The 14,675-nt window shown below is 49.4% G+C and carries 18 protein-coding genes; 10 read left to right on the forward strand and 8 right to left on the reverse strand.

Annotation, left to right across the window (positions count from 1 at the left end; translation table 11 throughout):
- The first annotated feature begins 52 nt into the window (after positions 1-52).
- Together NBZ79_RS16580 and NBZ79_RS16585 are read left to right on the forward strand one after the other, a co-directional pair.
- The gene (locus NBZ79_RS16580; RefSeq protein ID WP_251933656.1) at positions 53-463 is read left to right on the forward strand and encodes a tellurite resistance TerB family protein; all 411 of its coding nucleotides are present in this window, start codon (positions 53-55) and stop codon (positions 461-463) included.
- A gap of 86 nt (positions 464-549) precedes the next feature.
- Entirely contained in the window at positions 550-1,095 is a 546-nt protein-coding gene (locus NBZ79_RS16585) for an NAD(P)-dependent oxidoreductase (protein ID WP_251933657.1), read from the forward strand.
- A 6-nt stretch (positions 1,096-1,101) separates the two neighbouring features.
- On the opposite strand, the gene NBZ79_RS16590 is transcribed toward NBZ79_RS16585, so the two are convergent.
- Positions 1,102-1,719, reverse strand: coding sequence for an alpha/beta family hydrolase (locus NBZ79_RS16590; RefSeq protein ID WP_251933658.1), 618 nt, complete (start codon positions 1,717-1,719; stop codon positions 1,102-1,104).
- Positions 1,720-1,791: 72 nt separating this feature from the next.
- Between NBZ79_RS16590 and NBZ79_RS16595 the strand changes: the two genes are divergently transcribed.
- Positions 1,792-2,595: a sterol desaturase family protein gene (locus NBZ79_RS16595; RefSeq protein ID WP_251933659.1), complete on the forward strand. Its 804-nt coding sequence runs from the start codon at positions 1,792-1,794 to the stop codon at positions 2,593-2,595.
- Here the strand turns inward: NBZ79_RS16595 and NBZ79_RS16600 are convergent, their stop codons facing one another.
- The gene (locus NBZ79_RS16600) at positions 2,596-3,552 is read right to left on the reverse strand and encodes a CHAD domain-containing protein (RefSeq protein WP_251933660.1); all 957 of its coding nucleotides are present in this window, start codon (positions 3,550-3,552) and stop codon (positions 2,596-2,598) included.
- A gap of 90 nt (positions 3,553-3,642) precedes the next feature.
- Between NBZ79_RS16600 and NBZ79_RS16605 the strand changes: the two genes are divergently transcribed.
- Complete coding sequence (locus NBZ79_RS16605) at positions 3,643-4,467, forward strand: HTD2 family dehydratase (protein ID WP_251933661.1); 825 nt, start codon at positions 3,643-3,645, stop codon at positions 4,465-4,467.
- Positions 4,468-4,522: 55 nt separating this feature from the next.
- On the opposite strand, the gene NBZ79_RS16610 is transcribed toward NBZ79_RS16605, so the two are convergent.
- Together NBZ79_RS16610 and NBZ79_RS16615 are read right to left on the reverse strand one after the other, a co-directional pair.
- Complete coding sequence (locus NBZ79_RS16610) at positions 4,523-5,008, reverse strand: copper chaperone PCu(A)C (protein ID WP_251933662.1); 486 nt, start codon at positions 5,006-5,008, stop codon at positions 4,523-4,525.
- An 18-nt stretch (positions 5,009-5,026) separates the two neighbouring features.
- A complete protein-coding gene (locus tag NBZ79_RS16615) occupies positions 5,027-5,638 on the reverse strand; it encodes an SCO family protein (protein ID WP_251933663.1) in 612 nt (203 codons plus the stop codon).
- 246 nt (positions 5,639-5,884) lie between these two features.
- Here NBZ79_RS16615 and NBZ79_RS16620 point away from each other — a divergent pair, with 246 nt between their 5' ends.
- From NBZ79_RS16620 to NBZ79_RS16635, 4 genes are read left to right on the forward strand one after another with little or no spacing between them, the layout of a single operon-like run.
- The gene (locus NBZ79_RS16620) at positions 5,885-6,835 is read left to right on the forward strand and encodes an ABC transporter permease (RefSeq protein ID WP_251933664.1); all 951 of its coding nucleotides are present in this window, start codon (positions 5,885-5,887) and stop codon (positions 6,833-6,835) included.
- Positions 6,832-7,683 carry an ABC transporter permease gene (locus tag NBZ79_RS16625; protein WP_251933665.1) on the forward strand — a complete coding sequence of 284 codons (852 nt, stop codon included), beginning with the start codon at positions 6,832-6,834 and terminating at the stop codon, positions 7,681-7,683. Before NBZ79_RS16620 ends, NBZ79_RS16625 begins: the two co-directional genes overlap by 4 nt.
- Position 7,684: 1 nt before the next feature.
- The gene (locus tag NBZ79_RS16630) at positions 7,685-8,680 is read left to right on the forward strand and encodes an ABC transporter ATP-binding protein (protein WP_251933666.1); all 996 of its coding nucleotides are present in this window, start codon (positions 7,685-7,687) and stop codon (positions 8,678-8,680) included.
- Positions 8,677-9,681: an ABC transporter ATP-binding protein gene (locus NBZ79_RS16635; protein ID WP_251933667.1), complete on the forward strand. Its 1,005-nt coding sequence runs from the start codon at positions 8,677-8,679 to the stop codon at positions 9,679-9,681. The genes NBZ79_RS16630 and NBZ79_RS16635 overlap by 4 nt, the downstream gene beginning before the upstream one ends.
- A gap of 29 nt (positions 9,682-9,710) precedes the next feature.
- Here NBZ79_RS16635 and msrB read toward each other — a convergent pair whose 3' ends face one another.
- Positions 9,711-10,112 carry a peptide-methionine (R)-S-oxide reductase MsrB gene (gene msrB, locus NBZ79_RS16640; RefSeq protein ID WP_251933668.1) on the reverse strand — a complete coding sequence of 134 codons (402 nt, stop codon included), beginning with the start codon at positions 10,110-10,112 and terminating at the stop codon, positions 9,711-9,713.
- A gap of 148 nt (positions 10,113-10,260) precedes the next feature.
- Here msrB and NBZ79_RS16645 point away from each other — a divergent pair, with 148 nt between their 5' ends.
- Positions 10,261-10,635, forward strand: coding sequence for a DUF2794 domain-containing protein (locus tag NBZ79_RS16645; RefSeq protein WP_251933669.1), 375 nt, complete (start codon positions 10,261-10,263; stop codon positions 10,633-10,635).
- Positions 10,636-10,750: 115 nt separating this feature from the next.
- Entirely contained in the window at positions 10,751-11,245 is a 495-nt protein-coding gene (locus NBZ79_RS16650; protein ID WP_251933670.1) for a hypothetical protein, read from the forward strand.
- Between the two features lie 45 nt (positions 11,246-11,290).
- On the opposite strand, the gene NBZ79_RS16655 is transcribed toward NBZ79_RS16650, so the two are convergent.
- Genes NBZ79_RS16655 through NBZ79_RS16665 form a run of 3 tightly spaced genes read right to left on the reverse strand, consistent with a single transcriptional unit; the run spans position 11,291 to position 14,613 of the window.
- Positions 11,291-11,794 carry an Mpo1 family 2-hydroxy fatty acid dioxygenase gene (locus NBZ79_RS16655; protein ID WP_251933671.1) on the reverse strand — a complete coding sequence of 168 codons (504 nt, stop codon included), beginning with the start codon at positions 11,792-11,794 and terminating at the stop codon, positions 11,291-11,293.
- 20 nt (positions 11,795-11,814) lie between these two features.
- A complete protein-coding gene (locus NBZ79_RS16660) occupies positions 11,815-13,131 on the reverse strand; it encodes a tetratricopeptide repeat protein (RefSeq protein WP_251933672.1) in 1,317 nt (438 codons plus the stop codon).
- 3 nt (positions 13,132-13,134) lie between these two features.
- On the reverse strand, positions 13,135-14,613 hold the full coding sequence (locus tag NBZ79_RS16665) for a M81 family metallopeptidase (protein ID WP_251933673.1): 1,479 nt from the start codon (positions 14,611-14,613) through the stop codon (positions 13,135-13,137).
- Positions 14,614-14,675 lie beyond the last annotated feature (62 nt).

Below are 14,675 nucleotides of genomic sequence, written 5' to 3' on the forward strand. Positions count from 1 at the left end.
GAACCCCATATTCTGACAGAGTAATTTTATTTAGAACCGGAGAAACCGTCGCATGACGACACTCAACCTGCATACCGCCCTGATTACCACCATGGTTATCGTTTCTGCATCAGACCAGGAAATGACGGACCGCGAGCTTTTCACAATCGGTGAAATTGTCCGCACCCTGCCTATGTTTTCTGAGTATGACGAAGAACATCTACCGGACGATGCAACATCTTGCGTTGAAATGCTCAATGGTGATCAGGCACTTGAGGATATCGTCGCAAAAATCCGGGCTGTCCTGCCCAAAAAACTTTATGATACAGCGTATGCCCTAGCTTGTGATATTGCCGTATGTGATGGCCAACTCAGCCAGGAAGAACTTCGTATGCTTGAAATGCTGAGACATGGCCTTGACGTTGACCGGTTAACCGCCGCCGCTATCGAACGCGGTGCAGCCGTGCGCTTCACACGCCTTTAAGGGCATATGCCGCCCTAACAAGTAATTGCCAAACGGCTGACTTTCTATAATATTCTTTTTATAACAAAAAGGGTAAGGGGAGCAGTATGGGGGAAATTCGGGATGTCCCAGTTGGATTCTTGGGTTTGGGAGATGTCGGGCGACCGGTTCTTCGGCGATTGAAAGAACAAGGCGCAGCAATCCACGCAACAAGCAGATCACCTGCGCTCCGTTATAAAATGGCGCGCGATGCGATTGACTTATGCGGCACACCGGGTGAAATCAACAGCAAGATCAAAAATGGATTAATTGTTTTAATGTTGTCCCAACAAAGACTAATCGATGCTTTCCTGACGGGAGAGGATGGATTGCTTGCCAATCTGACGCCAGGCGCCTTGATTATAGATCTTGGTCAAACATCCGCTGATACGACAAGAATGCTCGCTGCTCAGGTTGGAGAAAAAGGCGCTCATTGGCTGGATGCACCTGCACTGGGAACGGAGCAGGAAGCCCTTGAGGGAAATCTGACAATTCGAGTGGGAGGTCGTGCTGAAGATTTTGCAAGAGCAATGCCCCTTCTGGAGGCCATTAGTCAGGATATCCGCCATGTAGGTGAGTTGGGCGCCGGTCAGGAAGCCGTCGCAACGGCATAATTATCATCAGCTGAGTGCCCGGGTAAAATCGAGGATCTTGTCCGTGCCCTCGGTCCAATTTTGCATCTCGGTGCGGCCGGATCTGATCCGCGGCTTGAAACCATGATCGCCATCTTCAAGCCAATGGATAGAAATGGTTGAGGACAAATTATACTTGGAAACAACGTCCTTATTTCCCATAGCATCGCGACTACCCTGCAGAATTAACGTTGGTGTTTTCAGAGCCACAAGATGCTCGATCCTCGGTTTATCTTCTTTCTTTGCCGCGTAAAAAGGATAGCCAAGACAAACAAGCCCTTTAACGCCGATCTCATCTGCGACCATAGATGCCATACGTCCTCCCATGGATTTACCGCCAATGATCAGGTTTTCTGGATTCCCCAAGGCTGTGACAGCTGTTTTCCAGCATTCCAACAATACAGGTTGACGATCTGGTGGCCGTCTCCCACCTTCCTCGCGTCGCCTTTGCATATAGGGAAATTCAAACCGATAAACCCGCAAGCCTCCATTTCCCAGGTAATCCGCGTAGAAATCCATGAACGGGCTATCCATCGGCGCGCCAGCGCTGTGGCTCAAAAGGACCCTTTGGCCGTTCACATTTCCGCCATTTTCAAGAAAATTCATGATTATTCACGCAAATTATTCTATTTATTAGATAATATCCGACAATGCATTCGAGGATGAGTTTAATACAGCATGTTTGAAATTATTGCCAATAACGAACCGGTTATACGACTCAGTTTCTTTATCGGAACGTTGGTTGCCGTGGGACTATGGGAAATAATTGCGCCCAAAAGGCCGCCCTCTGTTTCTAAAATCTGGCGATGGACAAATAATTTCGGAATTACTTTTTTTAATACCTTTTTACTCCGGGTTTTATTTCCCATTCTTGCAGTCGGTGTTGCGGTTATTGCCAAGGAGAAAGGATGGGGAGTTTTAAACATAATTCAGCTGCCTGAAATAATAGCAATCACAATTGCCGTAATTTTGCAGGATTTTGTCATCTATTGGCAGCATGTTATTTTCCATCATTTTCCTATCTTGTGGCGGCTTCACAAGATGCACCATGCCGATGTGGATTACGACGTTTCTACCGGTGCCCGCTTTCATCCGATCGAGATCATTCTTTCCATGCTCTTGAAATTGGTCGTCGTCTTGCTACTGGGGCCGCCAGTGGTTGCGGTTATAATATTTGAAATTTTGCTGAGCTCAATTGCCATGTTTAATCATGCCAATGCAGGCCTTCCGCCATCTATCGACAAGATTATACGGCTGTTCATGGTCACGCCGGACATGCATCGCGTACATCATTCGGTTATCCGCGCGGAACATAATCACAATTTCGGATTTAACCTGCCTTGGTGGGACTACATGTTTGGGACCTATACCGCTGCACCGTCCGAGGGGCATGACAAAATGACAATTGGATTGGACGAATATCAGGAAAAACGAAAACAAAGCATTTTCTGGATGCTGTTGTTACCATTTTTGAAAAAATAATTAATCGTTGATCCGCAAATCTTTGGCACTCAGAGAAAAGTCCTGATATCGCGCCCACAGGGCTTCAAACTCATCCAGATACCGATCCACTTCTTTCCCCGCTGTTTTTATAATTCGGGCATTCAGTAAGAGAATGTCCGAAAAATAATCAGCCCCGGATCGGCTACTTAAATCTGCCATAATATGCAGACCTTCCTTCACATCATTGATATGTCCGAGGCAATCCTGCATTTTTACTAGAATATCAAACCCTTCCTTTACTTTTTCTTCCTTAAACAAGGAAGAAAAAAATCTCAGGTTATATCGGGACCGTTTTGTAAATTTTCGGAGTTCATGAAGATCTTCGACGGAATGATATACTTCTTCCGGCCCTAAATTCAATAATTCGATGTTGCCTTCCTCGATGGTCTCCAGTGCGAATTGTACAACAGGCGACGCCATTTTCTTACAAGCAGATTTCCCTAACGTGTCGGACCAATTGCTATTAAGCCATTGTTGGAATTCAGAGAACAAACGCTCGAAATGGCTTCCGGATAATTCCTTTGTGATGATATCTAATTCGTCTTTCCAAACTTGCTCACCTTGTTTTCGTAATTCCAGATAGGCGTCACGCAAACCTTTCTTTCGAATGTTCGGTGAGAGCATTCCATATAAAAACACATCCATGTTTCGTGCTTCCCCAAGCATATTTCCGAAATATCTGAATTCCCGCTTGAAATGGGCTCGGACGTCAGTGGGAATAATGAGTCTAAAAACCCGCATGGCAACCCGGATCCGACGCAGCCCGATACGTATTTGCATCAACGCCATAGGATCGCCGGTTTCCCGAAATTTCAGGATATTTACTTCCAAATGATGGGCAGATTCGTGAAATATCAATTTCGCCGCAGACTCAAGGTCCGGATTGTTTTTCAAATCGATTTCAACCAGCTTGGTTACCGGCTTACCTGTTGTCATGACATGTCACAAACTTCAAATATTTACGAATTTTTGATGTTCCCCTATGCTAGACTTCCTGACACCAAGAAATCAACCGAGAGAAAAATAATGAATAACATAAAAGACTGGGTTGGCAATCAGATCACACATTCTGAACCGATATATCAACATCAATTGGACGGTGTTGCCGCGTTACTGAATGAAAAGGTTCCCGCCCCGGGTATTGTGAAACCAGGCGGCCACTGGATGTATTTTCTACCGACTGATGGACAGAACACGCTGGGACCGGACGGGCATGCGACAAAAGGCGGGTTTCTACCGCCTATCGAGCTGCCAAGACGTATGTGGGCGGGCAGCAGGCTTATCTTTCATGCGCCGTTGCAAGTTGGCGAAAGGGCCGAAAAAGTTTCAACCGTCAAAAGTGTTACACCGAAAGAAGGCCGCACGGGAAAACTGGTTTTTGTCACCGTTGAACATGAAGTGAGGAACGAAAAGGGGTTATGTATTGTCGAAGAACATGACATCGTTTTCCGGGACGCTCCGACAGAAGATGGTGGTACAAAACAGCCCCAACTGGCACCGACGGATGGTGATTGGGATACTGTCATCAATCCAGATCCAGTTCTGTTGTTTCGCTATTCGGCTGTAACTTTCAACAGCCATCGCATCCATTATGATCGCGAATATTGTATTGCGGAAGAAGGTTATCCTGGACTCGTCGTACATGGCCCTCTCCTCGGCACGCTGTTGATGCGACTAGCGGAAGAAAAGATGCAGCGGCCTCTTAAATCTTTTAGCTTCCGGAATTTTAATCCAATTTTTGATATTGCTTCCTTCACCTTATCGGGCAAAGCGGAAGCTGAGGATAAATGTACAGTATGGGTCGCCGGACCCGATGGCGCTCTCGCTGTTTCTGCAACCGCTGAGTTCTAATAAAAAAAGAGGCGGATATACTCCGCCTCTTTCATGTGTTCAGATGATTAAAACCTTAGTGCTTATGTGCACCCGACATAGCGCCAGCTTCTTTGACATGCACCATAACCTTTATGTCGCCTGCATGTTCGAAGACCAGGGTCATGGGGAATTCCTCGCCCATTTTCAGCTTTTGCGTCAATCCCATCAGCATGATGTGAAGGCCGCCAGGTTTTAGCATTACTTTCTGACCCGGCTCGATAACGACATCATCAACAGGTGCCATACTCATCACACCTTCTTTCATGAAGCTCTCATGAATTTCCGCGCGCTTTGCGACAGGAGATTTTACGCTAACCAGTCGGTCAGCTTTACTTCCTTCATTCTTGATCATCACGAACGCCCCACCGACTTTTGCGCTGCCGGGCCGCGCCCGTGACCAGGCGTCCTTGACCATAATATTGTGCTTCTCCGCGGCGAGAACCTCTGACGCGTTATTTCCAATGCCTGTCGTCAGAAGGAAGGCGGCGAGAAGCATAGGTAGAAAATTGAGAAATTTCATTGTCAGTTCCTTGGCGAATTACAGTTGCTCGTTAATTTTTGCAACCATTTCCTCTGGCGTGGTTCCATAGGAAAATACGGTTATTAGGGCGCCATCGCGGCCCATTAAATAAGTGAAAGATGTGTGATCTACCAGATAGTATTCTGGATCTCCATCCTCTACTTTCTGACCATAGACACGATACTTTTTCATAACGTCCTTGATTTGAGTTTCGCTGCCCGTTAGGCCAACGATAGATGGATGAAACGAGGAGAGGAACTCATCCATTACCAATACTGTGTCACGCGCCGGATCAACGGTAACAAAGACCGGGACGACTTCATCCGCCGCATCCCCCAACTCTTCCATGGCGACAGAAATGGTTTGCGCTTCTGTGGGGCAGACATCCGGACAAAATGTATATCCAAAAAAAACAAGCATCAGTTTATCCTGGAAATCTTTGTCTGTGACCGGTTCACCTTTTTGATTAATCAACTCAAAACTGCCGCCGATTTGCGGCACACCGGAAATTATCGACGACCCCTTCTGGGCTGTTGGCCCAACCTGAAGCATGCCAGTCGACCAAAGGCCGATGACAAGCACGCTGGCGAGGACAAAAAACGCAATACAATAGGCTAAAATTTTATTCATAGTCCACCCTTACATCGTCGCATCGGACAATGCCCTTGCGCCGGAAAACACCCTCTAATTGGAAGTGCTCCTATGTTTAGTCGCGCCTCTCATTAATCTCAAGAGTTAATGCCGCCCTGCGGCACTTGACCACAGGTCAGTGATGCCGGCTTTATCTGGGATTGACCAGCCTCTGATCTGACGATACGCTGATTACAATAATAACCGACTTGAGCAATTTTTCTCCCTGGCCGGCATAAACAAAATATGAGCATTTTTTTCGCGAAACGCCTCCTGACCTTCATCGCGACTTTGATTAGCGCATCCATGGTCATTTTCCTGGTGATGGAAATTTTACCTGGCGATCCCGCGCTCGTGATCCTCGGTATCGATGCAACAGATGAAATGGTTGCGGCTCTGACCCGGGAACTGGGGCTCGATCGCCCTGCCCCGGTTAGATATTGGGAATGGGTAAGCGGCTTATTTCGCGGGGAAATGGGCAATAGCTACGCCTATAAGGTCCCTGTCTGGGAATTAGTGGAATATTCACTCTGGATCACCATCCCACTTGCCATACTGGCTATGTTTTTCAGTATTATCCTTGCGCTTGTTATTGGCCTCTATGCAGCGGCAAACCATAACAAAATACAGGATGTCACCTTAATGGGTTTCAGCCAATTGGGAATTTCTGTGCCTAATTTCTGGCTGGCAATTTTGCTGATCCTATACTTTTCAATCCAGCTTAACTGGTTTCCGGCTGGCGGTTTTCCAGGATGGGATGAAGGGATTTTCAAAAGCTTGAAGTCCTTACTCCTGCCAGCCTTGGCTTTGGCGACCGTTGTTGGCGCCATATTAGCACGGATAACCCGATCCTCGGTCCTCGAAGTTTTCCGCGAGGATTATGTACGTACGGCACGGGCCAAGGGGCTCAGCCAGCGGGCGACTTTATGGGGACATGTACTGAGAAACGCGTTAATTCCGGTCCTCACAGTTAGCGGCATTCAGTTTGCTACCTTGCTTACCGGCACCGTTGTCGTTGAGAATGTGTTTCATATCCCAGGGCTTGGCTCGCTGGTTCTGAAGGCAATCAACAATCGCGATACCATTGTTGTTGAAAATGTTGTCCTTTTGCTCGCAACCATGGTTATCACCGTTAATTTCGTTGTCGACATCTTGTACGCCGTCATTGACCCGCGACTAAAGGCCCATGATATATGAGTGAAACGAATTCAGCTTCATTTCTAAATCGCTGCCGTCGAAGCCGAAGTTTCGTCGTTGGCGGGATAATGACCGGTTTTTTGTTGATTTGCGCACTGGTGTCATTGGTTTGGACGCCAGGTTCCGCCTATGACATCGAAATCGGCAATCGCTTTCTGCCGCCGTCCGCCGATCATTGGTTAGGAACGGATCAGTTCGGCCGGGACATCGTTTCCATGCTGATGACAGGAACGCAGAATTCAATCGTCGTCGCGGTCGTCGCTGTTTCCATCGGACTGGCCATTGGCGTCAATCTCGGCCTGCTTGCCTCTGCCCGGCGCGGCTGGACAGAAGAAGTCATCATGCGGCTCAGTGATTTTTCCTTCGCTTTTCCGGCTATTCTATCAGCCATAATGCTGACGGCCATATTGGGGCCAGGAGGTGTCAATTCCATCCTCGCCATCGGCTTGTATAACATTCCGGTTTTCGCACGATTGACCCGCGGATCCGCAAACGCCATCTGGGCGCGAGAGTTCGTGATGGCAGCCCGCGCGGCCGGAAAAGGAAAGCTGCGGATAACGTTCGAACATATCCTGCCCAATATTCTGTCCATTATCATCGTCCAGGCCACAATCCTGTTTGCAATTGCTATCCTGGCAGAGGCCGCTCTTTCATATCTGGGTCTTGGCACACAACCACCGCATCCATCCTGGGGGCGCATGTTGAATGAAGCACAAGCCTTGATGTTCCTGGACCCCATGCAAGCTATCTACCCGGGATTGACCATCGCCGTCGCCGTGTTCGGCTTGAATTTGCTGGGAGACGGCTTTCGGGATGTTCTTGATCCGCGCCTGTCAAGGAAACGCTGATATGACTTTGCTCAACGTCGATAACCTCAGCGTCACACTCGCAACCAACGATGGGCCGGCGCGTGCCGTGCGTAATTTATCATTTTCCCTTGAAAAAGGTGAAACCCTGGGCATTGTCGGCGAAAGCGGATGCGGAAAGTCCATGACAGCCCTGGCGCTTATGGGGTTGCTTCCGGAACGGAGCGAAACAGACGGCGCCATTGCTCTAAATGGTCAAAATTTGCTCACCAAACCAGAATCTGAGCTATGCAAGATTCGCGGCAACAATATGGCCATGATTTTTCAGGAACCGATGACATCGCTTAATCCCGTACATACGGTGGGTCGGCAAATCATGGAACCCCTTCGCCTACATAAAGGTTTATCGAAATCTGCCGCCGCTAGTGAAACAATCGCATTGCTGGATCGTGTTGGCATTCCCAATCCGAAGGAACGGCTTCACAATTATCCGCATCAGCTTTCCGGCGGACAACGCCAACGCGTCATGATTGCCGTCGCGCTTTCTTGTGCGCCTGATATCCTCATCGCCGACGAACCAACGACGGCGCTGGATGTAACCATTCAAGATCAGATACTGGATCTTATCCAGGGATTGGTGCAGGAAGAGGGAATGGCGCTTATTCTGATTTCCCATGATCTGGGCGTCATATCCGAGAACGCGGAAACGGTCATGGTCATGTATGGCGGGACAGCTGTCGAAAGCGGTAAAACAAACCGGATTTTTAATGAACTTTCCCACCCTTACACGCAAGGCCTGTTTGCAGCCATGCCCAAACTTGGGATGGGCCGTAATGCCCGTTTGGTGACCATCCCCGGCACCGTGCCAGATTTAGTCAATTTGCCTTCAGGCTGTACGTTCACTGACCGCTGCCCGTTGGCGACGGCTCAATGCCGCGAAACCGTTCCACCGCAACATAGCCTTAGTAACAGTCACGGCGTTGCTTGCCACAATTTGGATAAAGCTCGCTCCATGAAACCCGGGGAGCTTTACACATGACCGACAGATCTCCGCCACAACCGGTCTTGGAAGTTACTGATCTGGTTCGGCATTATCGACTGCCGCGAGAAAGCCTGTTTGCCCCACCGGGTCATGTTTTCGCTCTCAATGGTGTCAGCTTTACCATTCAAAAAGGCAAAAGCTTTGGTATTGTTGGCGAAAGTGGATGTGGAAAATCGACGTTGGCGCGAAATGTTATGGCACTTGAAGAGACGGATGCGGGCTCCGTTAAAATTCTGGGATCCGAAGTCATCGGGAAGAGCTTTGATCAACTAAGACCACTGCGCCAACATTTTCAAATGGTGTTTCAGGATCCATACGGCTCCCTCGACCCTCACCACAATGTCGGCCGGATTATCGCTGAACCTCTCGCGGCTTTAGGCCCTCTTTCCAGTGATGAAAGAGATAGACGCATCACCGAGGTGCTAGAATCTGTTGGTTTGAAGAAAACGGACGCAACAAAATATCCACATGAGTTTTCTGGTGGACAGCGACAACGTATTGCGATCGCCCGCGCCCTTATTACCCACCCGGAACTCATCGTCGCTGACGAGCCGGTTTCCGCCCTTGATGTTTCGGTGCAGGCTCAGGTTTTGAATTTGCTTAAAGATCTACAGAATACTTTTGGCGTCACCTATATGTTTATCAGCCATGATCTTGCAGTTGTGGAATATCTTTGCGACGAAGTTGCTGTCATGTATCTGGGCGAAATTGTCGAAAAAGGCCGCACTGAAGATTTATTTGCCACACCGGCACATCCCTATACCCGCATTCTCCTCGACGCTGTACCGCAACCCGGAGCGCCTGAAAAAAGGACTCGCATCAAATTAAGAGGAAATGTCACAGGCCAGACGGAGCAACGACAGGGATGTTCCTTTCAGGATCGCTGCCCCATGGTTCAGGATATATGCCGACGCAGCAAGCCACCGCTTGCCGCCGTTGGGACTGATCACATTGCCGCGTGCCATTTCTCATCAGAGATTAGCGAAAACTCAACGTGATCCTAAGTCGACACTCCTCACTGCAAACCTTATTCCGTATCGCCTTCAAACTGCAGTGACGCGGAATTCAAACAATAGCGTAATCCGGTCGGTTCTGGCCCGTCGGGGAAAACATGCCCCAAATGGGCATCACATTTATTACAGATTACCTCGACACGCCGCATAAAGAAGCTACGGTCCTCGATTTCGCCCACCATTTCCTCGTTCAGCGGTTTGTAGAAACTCGGCCAGCCGGTGCCTGATTCGTATTTGGTTTCTGACGAAAACAAAGGCTCGTTACAGCAAACACATTTGTATGTTCCCACCGCCTTATTTTCATTCAAAGGTCCCGTAAAAGCGCGCTCCGTACCTTTTTTTCGCGTGACATGATACTGTTCTTTTGACAATTGGGCTTTCCACTCAGCATCACTTTTAGAAACTTTCTCTACCATATCGTGGCTCCCATTCTTAAATCGTTCGAGATTGATGACTATATTCTATTTATAAATATACGATAAAATACAAGACGGTTCGTCACAATACTTGACGAAATCGTCAGCTTAGCCGAAAATAATCTTCCAGAGGCTAGATGGAGTGAGAATGAGTGAGGTTGTAAGTTTCGACGATCACCATTTGACCCGATCTGCGAAGCAGACGCAATCGGGGCAACATTCAGCGCCGGTATTTTTTAATCGCCTTGAACTCAGTCAAATTTTACAGGTTTACGGCCAAATGGTCGCAAAATCGGAATGGCGTGATTATGCCATCGGACAGGATAAAAATACCTGTATTTTCGCCATTTTTCACCGGTCAACAGACCGCCCGCTCTATAGGATATATAAAGAGCCCCGGCTGGCAGCAAAACAGGGTGCCTTTTCGGTGTTGGCGCAAAACGGACGGATCCTCAAACGCGGCAAGACATTGGACCAAGTTCTGAAGGTTTTTGATCGCATGCGTTTCAAGGCAATCGACTAACGTCAAACATCGCCTCACGAAGCGGTGAAACAGTGTGAATTGCAAAAAACCCGGCAACGCTGAAATTATAGTCCTTAAGGCCCTTTCTTTAAACAGACGAAAACGGATCGAAAAGATGAAATTACTTTCCCTGACATCCACCGCCGCATTGGCGGGCTTAACACTGGCCGTTGGTTTTTCAGGCTCGGCGCAGTCTGCAGCAGACGACGTCACGATCATTACCCTGACACAAACACCCTGCCAGTTTGTCGAGGCGGAAAACGGTACCGATCATATGTATATGTCCAAGGAGCAGGCAGACTGCGAGAAAATCAACGCTGAGAGCGGCGACAAGCGGGTGATGGACTCCGAAGTCCTTACTTTAAAACCGGGCAAGTATATCTTCAGGGTTACCAACAAGAATGTTCCCTATTCGCTAGGTTTCTGGTTGCGTGAACATGATTATAACTGGGCCAATCCGCTGCATAAGGTCAGTAAGATCAGTGTTTCCGGCGGCGGCATGGATACCGGCAAAACCCTTGATTATGAGGTTGAGCTAAAGGAAGGCGAATATCTATATTCCTGCCCGCTCAATACAACACCCGATTATAAGCTGCTGGTCAAAAGCTAGCAATTAACCGCACGGGGCGGCAGATATTATTGCTGCCCCAAGCCGCTAAATCGGTAATGAGAGTTTTCGGTAGACAAATCCCATCAGCCAGGCCGGGCCGATCATCAGAAATTGCACATCCTTAAAGAACGAAGGTTTCTTGCCTTCTATTTTATGGCCGATGAACTGGAATATCCAGGCTATAACAAAAACAGCAATGGCAAATTGCCAGAGCGGCAGGGCGAAAACCGGCGCCGCTTCGTAAGCATTAATCAAGCCAAAACAGACAAGGGTGAACAGCACCATGCCAATCGCCAGAGTCCAGGACAGCATCGCGTAATAAACGACGGTAATTGCCAGAGCGATAGTTGCCCAGTTGAGATAGGGAAAATCAGCGAAAGCCGAAGGCGTCGGGATTTCCCATAGCAACGCAACGATGGTCCAGAAAATGGCGGGAACAGCAAACCAGTGAATCAGTTTATTGGCAGGGTTCTGGTGACTGGACCCATATTCATCCAGCAAGGCAAAAACCCGTCTTGTCTGGTTTTCTGTGGCTGTATTATCCTTCATGGCCTCTCCTCCTTGCGCAATTAAGTCGCTCGAGCGCGGGCATTCTCCAACAAATGCGTATCCATGGCAACACCTTGTCGAAAGGCAAGGCGGGCTTCGAGGATCGGCAAGGCGCGATCGAATTTACCCGCTTCCACAAGGCTGGTCACCCATGCCAGTTGAAACATATCCCGCTGCGCATGGCTGCCGCCAATTTCTTGCAGCCGTGGCTGCGCAGCAGCCATTTGCCGAACTGCGCCCTTGTGATCACCCTGCGCCAGTGAAATATAGCCGCGCATGGACGGGACGGCAACATCCGACCAGACGGCGCGGGTCAGGCCCGGCGCGTCGCGGCCCAATTTCTCAGCACCCGCCATCAAAGCCTCCAGCGCATCTGCATGTCCACCACGTGCCAAAGCGTAGACATAATGCATATCAAAGAACGGCTGATCATTAATTAAAGTTCTGGCGGCAACGAAAGACGATAGATCTGTCCATCTATCCCCCACATCGACACCGAGCTGTTCCAAACGCCATAACAGCGATATCGCGTTCACCTGATCCAAGCTATAGGTTTTATCCACACCCCATATTTTCTCATCATAAAGCTTGAGCGGTGTTTGGAAATCTTCCTGCTCCAGGAAAAACAGCGCCTGATGCCACCAATTATGTGTAAACATAAAGCTGTTGCGGTCGTCCCATTCATTGGACAGATCATCCATCCATTTTATACCTTCATCGTGGCGGCCCTGGGTCAGCAGGACGTGGGCAACAGCATGATGGGCCCAGGGTTCCTTGCGTTTCATCTCCGTGGCCAGGCGACCATCCGCTTCGGCCTGACCGAAATTACTTTTCTGTTCATGGCCGAAGGCGCGCATGCCATAAGCGTAGGCACAGTCTTTGTGACGGTCAAACACCTGATTGATCAACCAGAGCAGCCCGTCATCGTCCCCGAGATTGAAATATGTATTCTGACCGAGTTTGATCGCGAATAAGTCACCGGGATGATCGCTGGCCAGTGTTCTGAAATGGGCCAGCGCACCGGCAACATCAAGTTCCCGCAAACAGAGCACGGCGGCAGTAAAAATCCGCTCCCGCTCTGTGGCGTTCCCCAGTGCCGCTTTTGCCTGATTGGCATATTTCGTCGACAGTTCAACCCGTGCCGGTGTCTCCACAAATAGTCCTAACAAGGTCGCATAAGCCGCCGCAATGGCGCAGTCCGGATCCCGGTCCGCCGCCCCGAAGATACCCGAAAAATCGGTCCCGAATCCGATATAGCTATCAACAAAGGCATCGATGACCTTGATGGTGTCAGCAGAATTTGTTGTAACTGGATTTCCGTACGCATCGTTCAGCATGGTTCAAGCCTCGTTTATCAGATCCAAGGGATAAATAGGACGTCTAACTTTTTCATAGCGGAGCAGATTGTTATCAGATGTGGTCACCCCTTTACCATCCAGCGTTAGTGTCGCCTTTCCGATCGGAGCAAAGCCGGCGCGATAATGGATACGGCTTTTCAGGATCAGATAGCGTTTATACTCGGGCTGGATCCCTACAGATGTAAAGACCCCGGTATCCCACGGTTCATGATGATTGGATACGATAACGATTTCCATATTCTCCGTCTCCAGCACCGCCGTCGGCCCCATAAAGACTTTCACTCCGGTATACATGGGGCCCCGAACAATCCATTCTCCATTGGTCAGGGTTTTCACGGTTCCGGTCAGGGTCAGCGGTTCGCCAACTTCACCGATTTGCGGCATATCGGTTTTCCCGCCGAGCTTCAGGGTTATGGTCGATCCAACGCCGGCTTTTTGCATTTCCTGTACGGCGGCAGGGTCCCAGACAGCGCCGACTGCAACATCTTCCAGCCCCTGCCGGAGAACCTCTTCAATCACCGTCATTACATCCTGCGTAGCGCCGGAACCACAATTATCGGCGTGATCGAGCAAGAGAACCGGACCTTCGGTCATGTCCTTGGCTTTGGCCACCTGGTCTTCCAGGGGTGTATGCTCATAGATGAAATCTTCGCGAAGGTCCCAAGCCCTGGCCAGAATTCGATCCCGCACCTCATCCGCCTTGGCCTTGTCACCATCAGTCACCACAATCACCGAATTCCCTGCATCACGAATATCGGCCAGGGCAAAGCCACCGAAAGCCGTTGCCGCTAGCACACCTGGCTCCTGTTCCGCCTCTTCGCACATACGGATCAGGGTCGCCATAGGCTCGTTGTCCGTTCCCTGTCGCAGGGTCTGGCTTAAGAGCTGGGTATTCCCCCAGGACATTACCGGAGTAACTTTGCCCGCCATACTATCGAGCAGAACTTCACCAATTTGTTTACCTACCTCATACATGTCCACATGCGGATAGGTCTTATAGCCAATCAATGCCGTGCAGTTATCCATAATCTTGTCTGTCAGGTTACAATGCAAATCCAGTGTGACCGCAATGGGTAGGTCCGGATCAATCTGCCGAATTTTCTCAAGCAGTGTCCCCTCCCCGTCATCCGTATGCTCGGCGACCATAGCGCCATGAAGGTCCAACATGGCTGCATCAACGCCATCGCGAACCACTTCCAGAATTGCATCCGCCATCATGTTAAATGCGTGCTCCGTCACCGGACCGGAGGGCATGGCTTCCGCAGCGACCGGTGTGATGATTTCTGCCCCCGCTGCACGCGCCAACTCCACATAGGCGCCAAACGGCATTCCCGTACCCTCATAAGCCTTTAACGCGTCTTCTCCCAGATAGGCACTCCAGTCTTGAAACCGCTGCCAGTCGGCGACAATAGGCGAAAAGGTATTGGTTTCATGTTTCATCATGGCGATGAGGATGCGCATAATGCTGTCCCTTTCTTGTAAATCACGAGGGCTGTTTGCTATCCAACAAGTTTAGCAGCCTA

The organism is Sneathiella marina, from assembly GCF_023746535.1.
Lineage (GTDB): Bacteria > Pseudomonadota > Alphaproteobacteria > Sneathiellales > Sneathiellaceae > Sneathiella > Sneathiella marina.

Excerpts from the sequence above, each read along its gene's own strand:
- NBZ79_RS16580 (WP_251933656.1), top strand. The coding sequence starts at position 53 with ATGACGACACTCAACCTGCATACCGCCCTGATTACCACCATGGTTATC.
- NBZ79_RS16585 (WP_251933657.1), top strand. The coding sequence starts at position 550 with ATGGGGGAAATTCGGGATGTCCCAGTTGGATTCTTGGGTTTGGGAGAT.
- NBZ79_RS16590 (WP_251933658.1), bottom strand. The coding sequence starts at position 1,719 with ATGAATTTTCTTGAAAATGGCGGAAATGTGAACGGCCAAAGGGTCCTT.
- NBZ79_RS16595 (WP_251933659.1), top strand. The coding sequence starts at position 1,792 with ATGTTTGAAATTATTGCCAATAACGAACCGGTTATACGACTCAGTTTC.
- NBZ79_RS16600 (WP_251933660.1), bottom strand. The coding sequence starts at position 3,552 with ATGACAACAGGTAAGCCGGTAACCAAGCTGGTTGAAATCGATTTGAAA.
- NBZ79_RS16605 (WP_251933661.1), top strand. The coding sequence starts at position 3,643 with ATGAATAACATAAAAGACTGGGTTGGCAATCAGATCACACATTCTGAA.
- NBZ79_RS16610 (WP_251933662.1), bottom strand. The coding sequence starts at position 5,008 with ATGAAATTTCTCAATTTTCTACCTATGCTTCTCGCCGCCTTCCTTCTG.
- NBZ79_RS16615 (WP_251933663.1), bottom strand. The coding sequence starts at position 5,638 with ATGAATAAAATTTTAGCCTATTGTATTGCGTTTTTTGTCCTCGCCAGC.
- NBZ79_RS16620 (WP_251933664.1), top strand. The coding sequence starts at position 5,885 with ATGAGCATTTTTTTCGCGAAACGCCTCCTGACCTTCATCGCGACTTTG.
- NBZ79_RS16625 (WP_251933665.1), top strand. The coding sequence starts at position 6,832 with ATGAGTGAAACGAATTCAGCTTCATTTCTAAATCGCTGCCGTCGAAGC.
- NBZ79_RS16630 (WP_251933666.1), top strand. The coding sequence starts at position 7,685 with ATGACTTTGCTCAACGTCGATAACCTCAGCGTCACACTCGCAACCAAC.
- NBZ79_RS16635 (WP_251933667.1), top strand. The coding sequence starts at position 8,677 with ATGACCGACAGATCTCCGCCACAACCGGTCTTGGAAGTTACTGATCTG.
- msrB (WP_251933668.1), bottom strand. The coding sequence starts at position 10,112 with ATGGTAGAGAAAGTTTCTAAAAGTGATGCTGAGTGGAAAGCCCAATTG.
- NBZ79_RS16645 (WP_251933669.1), top strand. The coding sequence starts at position 10,261 with ATGAGTGAGGTTGTAAGTTTCGACGATCACCATTTGACCCGATCTGCG.
- NBZ79_RS16650 (WP_251933670.1), top strand. The coding sequence starts at position 10,751 with ATGAAATTACTTTCCCTGACATCCACCGCCGCATTGGCGGGCTTAACA.
- NBZ79_RS16655 (WP_251933671.1), bottom strand. The coding sequence starts at position 11,794 with ATGAAGGATAATACAGCCACAGAAAACCAGACAAGACGGGTTTTTGCC.
- NBZ79_RS16660 (WP_251933672.1), bottom strand. The coding sequence starts at position 13,131 with ATGCTGAACGATGCGTACGGAAATCCAGTTACAACAAATTCTGCTGAC.
- NBZ79_RS16665 (WP_251933673.1), bottom strand. The coding sequence starts at position 14,613 with ATGCGCATCCTCATCGCCATGATGAAACATGAAACCAATACCTTTTCG.